General features: G+C 72.9%; 9 protein-coding genes and 1 pseudogene. 6 read left to right on the forward strand and 4 right to left on the reverse strand.

What is annotated here, in order from left to right; all coding sequences use genetic code 11:
• Positions 1 to 174 precede the first annotated feature (174 nt).
• The 3 genes from KBB57_RS16440 to KBB57_RS16450 are packed head-to-tail and all read left to right on the forward strand — an operon-like array spanning position 175 to position 2,761.
• Positions 175 to 1,074 (forward strand): peptidylprolyl isomerase, encoded by a 900-nt coding sequence (locus KBB57_RS16440; RefSeq protein WP_290752463.1) that lies wholly within the window; start codon positions 175 to 177, stop codon positions 1,072 to 1,074.
• Positions 1,075 to 1,082: 8 nt separating this feature from the next.
• On the forward strand, positions 1,083 to 2,339 hold the full coding sequence (gene argJ / locus KBB57_RS16445; RefSeq protein ID WP_290752467.1) for a bifunctional glutamate N-acetyltransferase/amino-acid acetyltransferase ArgJ: 1,257 nt from the start codon (positions 1,083 to 1,085) through the stop codon (positions 2,337 to 2,339).
• On the forward strand, positions 2,336 to 2,761 hold the full coding sequence (locus KBB57_RS16450; RefSeq protein ID WP_290752470.1) for a (deoxy)nucleoside triphosphate pyrophosphohydrolase: 426 nt from the start codon (positions 2,336 to 2,338) through the stop codon (positions 2,759 to 2,761). The genes argJ and KBB57_RS16450 overlap by 4 nt, the downstream gene beginning before the upstream one ends.
• A 580-nt stretch (positions 2,762 to 3,341) precedes the next feature.
• Here KBB57_RS16450 and KBB57_RS16455 read toward each other — a convergent pair.
• From KBB57_RS16455 to puuE, 4 genes are read right to left on the reverse strand one after another with little or no spacing between them, the layout of a single operon-like run.
• On the reverse strand, positions 3,342 to 3,839 hold the full coding sequence (locus KBB57_RS16455; protein ID WP_290752473.1) for an ureidoglycolate lyase: 498 nt from the start codon (positions 3,837 to 3,839) through the stop codon (positions 3,342 to 3,344).
• Positions 3,836 to 4,705 carry a bifunctional allantoicase/(S)-ureidoglycine aminohydrolase gene (locus KBB57_RS16460; RefSeq protein WP_290752475.1) on the reverse strand — a complete coding sequence of 290 codons (870 nt, stop codon included), beginning with the start codon at positions 4,703 to 4,705 and terminating at the stop codon, positions 3,836 to 3,838. The genes KBB57_RS16455 and KBB57_RS16460 overlap by 4 nt, the downstream gene beginning before the upstream one ends.
• Positions 4,705 to 6,042 carry an 8-oxoguanine deaminase gene (locus tag KBB57_RS16465; RefSeq protein WP_290752477.1) on the reverse strand — a complete coding sequence of 446 codons (1,338 nt, stop codon included), beginning with the start codon at positions 6,040 to 6,042 and terminating at the stop codon, positions 4,705 to 4,707. The genes KBB57_RS16460 and KBB57_RS16465 overlap by 1 nt, the downstream gene beginning before the upstream one ends.
• Entirely contained in the window at positions 6,039 to 7,460 is a 1,422-nt protein-coding gene (gene puuE, locus KBB57_RS16470) for an allantoinase PuuE (RefSeq protein WP_290752480.1), read from the reverse strand. Before puuE ends, KBB57_RS16465 begins: the two co-directional genes overlap by 4 nt.
• 232 nt (positions 7,461 to 7,692) lie before the next feature.
• Here puuE and uraH point away from each other — a divergent pair, with 232 nt between their 5' ends.
• The 3 genes and pseudogenes from uraH to KBB57_RS16485 form a co-directional block, all read left to right on the forward strand.
• Positions 7,693 to 8,052, forward strand: a complete 360-nt coding sequence (uraH, locus tag KBB57_RS16475) for a hydroxyisourate hydrolase (protein WP_290752483.1) — start codon at positions 7,693 to 7,695, stop codon at positions 8,050 to 8,052.
• Between the two features lie 6 nt (positions 8,053 to 8,058).
• Positions 8,059 to 8,979, forward strand: coding sequence for a hypothetical protein (locus tag KBB57_RS16480; protein WP_290752486.1), 921 nt, complete (start codon positions 8,059 to 8,061; stop codon positions 8,977 to 8,979).
• 83 nt (positions 8,980 to 9,062) lie between these two features.
• Positions 9,063 to 9,537 (forward strand): annotated as a pseudogene (locus tag KBB57_RS16485) (NAD(P)(+) transhydrogenase (Re/Si-specific) subunit alpha); the annotation flags it as partial.

Here is a 9,537-nt window from a genome sequence, read left to right on the forward strand (position 1 = left end):
GACGGGTTTGTCATGCCGGGGGCGCTTGTTCCGCCCGGGCGATCGGTCTAAGACGTCGCCCCTATCGGGCCGGCCTCCGACGGGTCGGGACATAAGCGGCGCGCCCGAGCCTGTCAACGGGACCCCCGGGACGCGGGGTTTGCGCCGGATTCTCACACGGGGAGAGCACTTCTCATGCGCCGCCAACTGACCGCCGGACTCCTGGCCGGTCTCGCCCTCGCGGGCGCCGCCTTCGCCCAGGACCAGGCCGCCACCGCCGCCGATGCGCCGGCCGCCGCCCCCGCGGGCGACTGGACCGCCGAGACCGTCCTCGCCACGGTGAACGGCCGCAACATCACCCTCGGCAACGTGATCGCCGCGCTCTCCAGCCTGCCGCAGCAGTATCAGGGCCTGCCGGACGAGGCGCTGATGACCGGGCTGCTCGACCAGCTCATCGACCAGACGCTCCTCGCCGACACCGTCTCGACCGACCCGGCCGAGGACCCGCTCTCGGTCCGCCTCGCCGTCGAGAACGAGCGCCGCGGCTCGCTCGCCTCGCTCGCCGTGCAGGAGCGCATCGGCAAGCCGGTCGACGAGGCCGCGGTCAAGGCCGCCTACGACGCCAGGGTGGCCGAGTTCCAGCCCGCCAAGGAGTGGAGCGCCGCCCATATCCTCGTCGCCACCGAGGACGAGGCCAAGGCGATCAAGGCCGAGCTCGACGGCGGCGCCGACTTCGCCGCCATCGCCAAGGAGAAGTCGACCGACCCGGGCTCGGGCCCGAACGGCGGCTCGCTCGGCTGGTTCGGCGCCGGCCAGATGGTGCCGGAGTTCGAGGCCGCCGTCGCCGCGCTGCAGCCCGGCCAGACCTCCGACCCGGTGCAGAGCCAGTTCGGCTGGCACATCGTCCGGCTCGACGAGGTCCGCGACAGCGCGCCGCCGCCGCTCGACCAGCTGCGCCCCGAGATCGAGAACGAGCTGCGCCAGAAGCAGCTCGAGGCCGAGCTGGCGTCGCTGCGCGCCGCGGCCAAGATCGAGAAGCCGGAGACCGGGGTCGCCCCGGCCGCGATCCGGCAGGTCGACCTCCTGACCAACTGAGGAAGGCGATGGCCAAGGGCGCGCTCCCCGTCTCGCCGCTCGCCCCCGCGGGCGGCTTCCCGGCCCTGCCGGAGGTCGCCGGCGTCCGCTTCGCCGCCGGCGCGGCGGGCGTGCGCTACGCCGGCCGCGACGACGTGATGCTGGTCGAGGTCGCCGCCGGCGCGGCGGCGGCGGGCGTGCTGACCCGCTCGGCCACCCGCTCGGCGCCGGTGCTCTGGTGCGAGCGCTGCCTCGCCGGCCAGCGCGGCTCGGACGCCGGCTTCGCCGTGCTGGCGAATTCGGGCAACTCCAACGCCTTCACGGGCGCGGTCGGCCGCGAGGCGGTCACCGAGACGGTGGAGGCGGCGGCGCGCGCGCTCGGGCTGACCCCGGACCGGGTCTTCGTCGCGTCGACCGGGGTGATCGGCGAGCGGTTGCCCGCGGAGCGGATCGTGGCGCGGATCGACGCGCTGGCGGCGGCGCTGTCGCCCGGCGGGGCCGAGGCGGCGGCGCGGGCGATCATGACCACCGACACCTTCGCCAAGGGCGCGGCGGCGCGGATCGAGATCGACGGCGCGCCGGTGGCGATCGCCGGCTTCGCCAAGGGCTCGGGGATGATCGCGCCCGACATGGCGACCATGCTCGCCTTCGTGTTCACCGACGCCGCGGTGGAGCGCGACCTGCTGCAGCGGCTGGTGACGGAGATCAACGGCCGCACCTTCAACTGCGTCACCGTCGACGGCGACACCTCGACCTCGGACACCCTGCTGGTCTTCGCCACCGGCAAGGCGGCGATGGCGCCGCTCGCCGGCGACGACGACCCGCGGCTGCCGGTCTTCCGCGCCGCGCTGGAAGGCGTGATCCGCGACCTCGCGCTGCAGGTGGTGCGCGACGGCGAGGGGGCGAGCAAGCTCGTGGAGATCAACGTCACCGGCGCCGCGAGCGACGAGGACGCGGCGAAGGTCGCGCGGTCCATCGCCAACTCGCCGCTCGTGAAGACGGCGATCGCCGGCGAGGATCCGAACTGGGGCCGGGTGGTGATGGCCGTCGGCAAGGCCGGCGCCGCGGCGGACCGCGACACGCTCGCCATCCGCTTCGGCCCGGTGCTGGTGGCCGAGCGCGGCATGGTCTCGCCCGACTACGTCGAGGCGGAGGCGGCGGCCCACATGAAGGGGCAGGAGATCGAGATCGGCGTCGACCTCGGGCTCGGCGGCGGCAAGGCCACGGTCTGGACCTGCGACCTGACGCGCGCCTACATCGACATCAACGCCGACTACCGCTCGTGACGGCGGCGACGGACGGCGGGGTACGGCTCGTCCTCGTCGCCGCGGTGGCGCTGGTCGATCCCGACGGGCGGGTGCTGATCGCGCAGCGCCCGGAGGGCAAGGCGATGGCGGGGCTCTGGGAGTTCCCCGGCGGCAAGATCGAGCCGGGCGAGACCCCGGAGGCGGCGCTGATCCGCGAGCTCGACGAGGAGCTCGGCATCGAGACCTGGTCCTCCTGCCTCGCCCCGATCGGCTTCGCCAGCCATTCTTACGCGGATTTCCACCTGCTGATGCCGCTCTGGGTCTGCCGCAAATGGGGCGGCACGCCGCAGCCGCGCGAGCATACGGCGCTGAAATGGGTCCGCGCCCGCGACCTCTCCGCCTACAAGCTGATGCCCGCCGACCTTCCCCTCCTGCCGGTGCTGCGCGACCTCCTCGGCTAAGGGCCGCGTCGTCGCCCCTCCCGAGCGGCGAGGTCCGTCCCGCGACGGCGCCCGCCGGGTGGACATGCGCATGTCACCCGGCTCGACGCGGAGCGGCAGCAGCGGGGACGGCGGAACCTTCAAGTGAGTCGAACGGTGCCGCGAAATGCGACGCTGAGAACGATGCAATGGTTTCACCGTTCATATTCAAAATATTTCGAAATATACTTGCGCGCAAATTCCGGACACAGGCGGCACGCCCGCAATTTTCTTTACTCCGTCATTCTCCACCCGATCAACGTCGACATGCCCGGACCTGCCGATCCGGCCGGCCAAACGGAACATATCAAGCGAGTCCGACATCACGTATGCGGAGCTTGCGCCCGCGGGGCTGTGCGGGGCTGTAACGAACGGCCATCGCGATCCGAATGGCATGATCGAAACCCGCAGCCGGTCATAGGGCCGACACAAGCAGGCGCTAAAGGGGGGCGTCCGCGGGGGAGGCGGGCTGGTAGCGAGTGTGTCGTGCCGAGCGTCGGAGTTCGGGCCGGCCGGGGCGGGAGCCGAAGGGCTCCCGGCCCCGCGCCGGTCAGGCCGCCCGTCAGGCCACCGTCCAGGGCTCGTCGAAGAAGTGCTCCTCGAGGTTGTTCCCCGTCCCGATCCGGTCGACGATCAGGAAGTCCGCCGGCCGGTCGAGCGGGGTCAGCACCCCGTGCCAGACGTTGCGGAGGTAGTTCACCCCCTGCCCGGGCGCGGTCAGGAAGGCGCGCGGCCGCCCCGGACGGCCGCCCTCGTCGGGGGCGACGACCACCACGAAGGGATCCGGCCCCAGCGGCACGAAGGCCTGGCTGCCGAGCGGGTGGCGCTCCACCATGTCGAGGGTCAGCGGCAGCACGTAGGGCTGCGAGCGGCCGATCGAGACGCCGACCCGGCCGTCGCCGGTGACCTCGGTCCGGGCGAGGTCGTGGTGGCGGCGCGCCATGCCGCGGTTGAAGTCGAAGCTGCCGGGACCGGCGGCGTCGATCACGTCGCCGAACGGCGCGAAGGCCTCCGCCGTCAGCGTCTCCAGCCGCAGGGTGCGGTCGATCACCTCGCTCACCGCCCGAACCCCCCGACGCCGCGCAGCCGGGCGTGGCGGTTGACGTCCTTGTAGAGCAGGTAGCGGAAGCGCCCCGGCCCGCCGGCGTAGCAGGCCTGCGGGCAGAAGGCGCGCAGCCACATGAAGTCGCCGGCCTCGACCTCGACCCAGTCGCGGTTGAGCCGGTAGACCGCCTTGCCCTCGAGCACGTAGAGCCCGTGCTCCATCACGTGCGTCTCCTCGAAGGGGATCACGCCGCCGGGCTCGAAGGTGACGACGGTCACGTGCATGTCGTGGCGGAGGTCGGCCGGGTCGACGAAGCGCGTCGTGGCCCAGCGGCCCTCGGTGCCCGGCATCGCCGCCGGCGCGATCGTCGTCTCGTCGGTGACCAGCGGGTCGGGGGCGGGCAGGCCCTCGACCGCCTCGTAGGCCTTGCGGATCCAGTGGAAGCGCGCCGGCGCCTCGCCGGGGTTCCGGAGCGTCCACGGCCGGCCGGGCGGGATGTAGGCGAAGCCCCCGGGCGCCATCCGGTGCGCCGCGCCGTCGAGCGTCAGCTCCACCTCGCCCTCGACGACGAAGAGCGCGCCCTCGGCCTCCGGGTCGGGCTCCGGCCGGTCGCTGCCGCCGCCGGGGCCCACCTCCATCACGTATTGCGAGAAGGTCTCGGCGAAGCCCGAGAGCGGACGCGCGATGATCCAGGCGCGGGTGGCGTCCCAGAACGGCAGGGGGCTCGTCACGATGTCGGAGAAGACGCCCTTGGGGATCACCGCGTAGGCCTCGGTGAACACCGCCCGCCCGGTGTGGAGCGTGGCCTGGTCGGGCAGGCCTCCGTGCGGAGCGTAATACGGAGCCGGAGCGGCCTGCGGCCGGCGATCTTGCGTGTTCATCATGCCTCCTCCAGGAACCGCCGCGCCGCCGCGCCGTGCTCGGCGCGCAGGCGGGCGAGGTCGACGCCGACCGGCTGGCCGTCCTCGACGGTCCAGCGTCCGGCGATCATCACGCGGTCGGCCCGGTGGGCCCCGCACAGGACCAGCGCGGCGAGCGGGTCGCCCGCGCCGGAGAACCGCAGCTCGTCGAGATCGAAGAGCGCGAGGTCGGCCTGCCTGCCCACGGCGATCTCGCCGATGTCGGTGCGCCCGAGGCAGGCGGCGGAGCCGCTGGTCGCCCAGCGGAACACGTCATGGTGGCTGACGGTCGCGTCGTAGGTGAGCCGGCTGAGCATCAGCGCGTGGCGCACCCCCTCCATCAGGTTCGAGCTGTCGTTGGAGGCGGAGCCGTCCACGCCGAGCCCGACCTTGACGCCCGCCGCCTCCAGCTCGCGGGTGCGGCACTGGCCGGAGGCGAGCACCATGTTCGAGGTCGGGCAGTGCGAGACGCCGATCCCGGCCGCGCCGAGCCGCGCCACCTCGCCGTCGTCGAAGTGGATGCCGTGGGCGAGCCAGGTCCGCGGACCCATCCAGCCGACCGACTCGAGGTAGTCGAGCGGGCGCAGGCCGAAGGTCTGGAGGCAGAAATCCTCCTCGTCGCGGGTCTCGGCGAGGTGGGTGTGCAGGCCGCAGCCGCAGCGGTTGGCGATCTCGGCCGTGCCGGCCATCAGCTCGCGCGTCACCGAGAAGGGCGAGCAGGGGGCGAGGGCGACCTGGAGCATCGCGCCCTCGGAGGGGTCGTGGTACTTCGCCACCACCCGCTCGCAGTCGGCGAGGATGGCGTCGGCGTCCTGCACCACGCTGTCCGGCGGCAGGCCGCCGTCCTTGACGCTGAGGTTCATCGAGCCGCGGTTGAGCGTCATGCGCACCCCGAGCGCCAGCGCCTCCTCGGCCTGGATGTCGAGCGCGTCCTCGAGGCCCGTGGGGAAGACGTACTGGTGGTCGGAGGAGCAGGTGACCCCGGAGAGCATCAGCTCGGTCAGCGCGCAGCGGGTGGCGAGGCGCAGCGCGTCGGGCGTCAGGCGCGCCCAGACCGGGTAGAGCGACTGGAGCCAGGGGAACAGCTCCTTGTTGATCGCGTCCGGGTGGGCGCGGGTCAACGTCTGGTAGAAGTGGTGGTGGGTGTTGACGAGCCCCGGCAGCACCACGTGGCGGCTGGCGTCGAAGACCTGCGCCGGGGTCGCCGGCTGCTTGCCGGCCGCCACCAGCTCGACGATGCGGCCGCCCTCGACGACCACGCCGCCCTCCGCCCCGGGCGCGAGGATGGCGAGCGGGTCGCGGATCCAGAGCCGGGTCATGCGGGCAGCATGTCGCGCAGGCGCAGGAGCGCGATCCGCTCCACCTGCCGGCAGGCGGTGGCGAACTCCTCGTCGCGGCTGTTGTCGATCCGCCGCTGGAAGGCGGCGAGGATGTCGTCCTTGGTCAGGCCGCGCACGGCGATGATGAAGGGGAAGCCGAACTTCGCGACATAGGCGTCATTCAGGCGGGTGAAGGTGGCGCGCTCGTCGTCGGTCAGCGCGTCGAGGCCGGCGCCCGCCTGCTCGGCGGTCGACTCGGGCGTCAGGCGCTTGGCGGCGGCGAGCTTGCCGGCGAGGTCGGGGTGGGCGGTCAGCACGCCGAGCCGCTCGCTCTCCGAGGCGGAGCGGAAGACCCGCGCCAGCGCGTTGTGGACGCCGCCGGCGGTGTCGTGCGCGGGCCCGAGCTCGCTCTCCCAGGCGCGCTCGGCGATCCAGGGAGAATGCTCGAACACGCCGCCGAACTTCGCGACGAAGGCATCCTTCGCCATCGTCGAGGGCCGTTCGGCCGCCGCCGGCGCCGGGTGCCGCTCCGCCCAGTGCTGAGCGATGGCGAGGCGGGTGGGGAACCAGACCCTGTCATGGCCGCGGGCGTAGTCGAGGAAGCGGGCCAGCGCCGCGGCGCGGCCGGGGCGGCCGATCAGGCGGCAGTGGAGGCCGATCGACATCATCTTCGGCGAGCCCGCCTCGCCCTCGGCGTAGAGGGTGTCGAAGGCGTCCTTGAGGTACTGGTAGAACTCCTCGCCGTGGGTGAAGCCCGCGGCGATCGCGAAGCGCATGTCGTTCGCGTCGAGGGTGTAGGGGATGATGAGCTGCTGCCGGCCGGCGTGCTCGCGCCAGTAGGGCAGGTCGTCGTCGTAGGTGTCGGAGACGTAGTCGAAGGCTCCCGTCTCGGTGACGAGGTCGACGGTGTTGACCGAGCAGCGGCCGGTGTACCAGCCGCGCGGCGGCTCGCCGGTGACCTCGGTGTGGAGGCGGATCGCCTCGGCGATCTGGGCGGCCTCCTCCTCGCGGGGCATGTCGCGGTGCTCGACCCATTTCAGGCCGTGCGACGCGATCTCCCAGCCCGCCTCCTGCATCGCCGTGACCTGCGCCGGCGAGCGGGCGAGCGCGGTGGCGACGCCGTAGATGGTGACCGGGATGTCGCGCGAGGTGAACATCTCGTGCAGCCGCCAGAACCCGGCGCGGGCGCCGTATTCGTAGATCGACTCCATGTTCCAGTGCCGCATCCCCGGCCAGGGCTGGGCGCCCGTGATCTCGGAGAGGAACGCCTCGGAGGCCGCGTCGCCGTGCAGCACGCAGTTCTCGCCGCCCTCCTCGTAGTTCAGCACGAACTGCACGGCGACGCGCGCGCCCCCCGGCCAGTCCGCCGCCGGGGGCTTGCCGCCATAGCCTTGCATGTTCCTCGGGTAGCGTCGCACCGGCGGCCTCCGTCCATCTCTTTTGCGCAAGCCTAGTGCAAGCGAGCCCGGGAGGCTTTCAAATTCTCCTTGAAGCATCTTGAGGCTTCCCAGTGTGCCCGGAGGCGCGGGATTCGCCCCGGGCGGGCCGTGCGGCTTTCAAAACCGGATTGAAGCAGCTTTCCGGCGGGACGGGCTGGCGCGCGCGGCCGGAGGCGGCGACAAGGGGGCGCTCGACAGGGGAGAGAAGCGCATGGCCGAAGGCTACGTCACCACCCACGTTCTCGACGCCGCGCGCGGCTGCCCGGCGGAGGGGCTCGCGATCGAGGTGTTCCGGCTCGACGGCGACAGCCGGCGGCTGGTGCGCCGGCTCGTCACCAACGACGACGGCCGGACCGACGCGCCGCCGATCCCCAAGGGCGAGCTGGAGCCCGGGGTCTACGAGTTCGTCTTCCATGCCGGCGCCTATCTCGACGGCGCGCTGGGGCCGTCGGACGGCCCGCGCTTCCTCGACGTGGTGCCGATCCGCTTCGGCGTCGCCGACGCGACGGCGCATTACCACGTGCCGCTGCTGCTCTCGCCGTTCAGCTACTCGACCTATCGCGGCAGCTGAGCGCGCGTGGCCGCGGCGCTCGCCTGGGTCGGGGCGAACGCCCGGCCGCTGCTCGCGCTCGCCGCGGCGCTCTGCTTCGTCGCGCCCGGCCTCTCGGCGGCGCTGCGGCCGTTCCTGCCGCTCAACGTCGTGCTGGTGCTCGGCCTCGCCATGGCGCGGATCGAGCTCGCCGCCACGGCGCGCGCCGCGCTGCGGCCGCGCGCCGCGTTCGGCCTCCTCGGCGTCACGCTGGCGCTGATGCCCGCCTCGGCGCTCGCCTATGCCGCCCTCGCCGGCGCGCTCGGGCTCGGGCCCGACCTCACCGAGGCGCTGATCTACCTCGCCGCGGCGCCGCCGATCGCCTCGGCCGGCGGGCTCTGCTTCATCCTCGGGCTCGACGCGCGCCGCGCGATCGAGGTGACGATCGCCGCCACCCTGCTGACGCCCCTCCTCGGCCCGCTGACCGTCGAGGCGCTGCTGCCGGGCGGCACGCCGCTGTCGCCGGCGACGCTGGGGCGCCACCTCGCGCTGATGATCGCCGGCGGCGTGGCGCTCGCGGCGGCGATCCGCGGGCTCGCCGGGCCGGAGGCGGCGGCCCGCAATCCCCGCGTGCTCGACGGGCTCGCGACGCTGGCGCTGATCGCCATGGTCCTGCCGCTCTTCGCCGGGGTTCCGGACCTCGTCCGCGCCGAGCCGCGGCTCGCCGCCGGGCTGCTCGCCGTCGCGGTTTCCGTCAACCTCGGCGTCAACCTCGCCGTCCGCGCCGGGCTGGCCGGGCGCATGACGCCGGAGCGGGCGGGGGCCTACGGCTTGCTCTTCGGCAACAGGACCATCGCGATCTACGCCGCGGCGCTGCCGCACGACCCGCGCTTCGCGCTCTTCGTGGCGCTCTACCAGGTGCCGATCTTGCTGACGCCGATGGTCCTGCCGCGGCGCGCAACAAATTGACTCGTTAACTCAGTTTGCTACAAGGCCGGGCGTCCACACGGCCTCCCAGCCGCCGTGCGGCCCAGCGGGAGGAGCGAACGGCAGTGAAAATCGGCGCGCCACGGGAAATCTTCGACGGCGAGAAGCGGGTGGCGATGACCCCGCAATCCGCCCTGGCCCTCAAGAAGCTCGGCTACGACTGCCTGATCGAGGCGGGGGCCGGCGAGGCCGCGCGCTTCTCCGACGACGCCTACCGCGACGCCGGCGTGACCGTGGTCCCGACCGCGGCCGATCTCTGGGCGCTCTCGGACGTCGTGGCGAAGATCCGCCCGCCCGAGGCGAGCGAGATCGAGCGGGCGAAGCCGGGCCAGATCGTCATCTCGTTCCTCTACCCCGCGCAGAACGGCGAGCTGCTCGAGGCGCTCCGGGTCAAGGACGTGACCGCGCTCGCCATGGACATGGTCCCGCGCATCAGCCGGGCGCAGAAGATGGACGCGCTGTCGTCGATGGCCAACATCGCCGGCTATCGCGCGGTGATCGAGGCCGGCAACAACTTCGGCCGCTTCTTCACCGGCCAGA

It is taken from the genome of Amaricoccus sp. (genome assembly GCF_017993425.1).
Classification (GTDB): Bacteria; Pseudomonadota; Alphaproteobacteria; order Rhodobacterales; family Rhodobacteraceae; genus Amaricoccus.

Coding starts and splice junctions, on each gene's coding strand:
- argJ (WP_290752467.1), top strand. CDS start 1,083: ATGGCCAAGGGCGCGCTCCCCGTCTCGCCGCTCGCCCCCGCGGGCGGC.
- KBB57_RS16440 (WP_290752463.1), top strand. CDS start 175: ATGCGCCGCCAACTGACCGCCGGACTCCTGGCCGGTCTCGCCCTCGCG.
- KBB57_RS16465 (WP_290752477.1), bottom strand. CDS start 6,042: ATGACCCGGCTCTGGATCCGCGACCCGCTCGCCATCCTCGCGCCCGGG.
- KBB57_RS16460 (WP_290752475.1), bottom strand. CDS start 4,705: ATGAACACGCAAGATCGCCGGCCGCAGGCCGCTCCGGCTCCGTATTAC.
- uraH (WP_290752483.1), top strand. CDS start 7,693: ATGGCCGAAGGCTACGTCACCACCCACGTTCTCGACGCCGCGCGCGGC.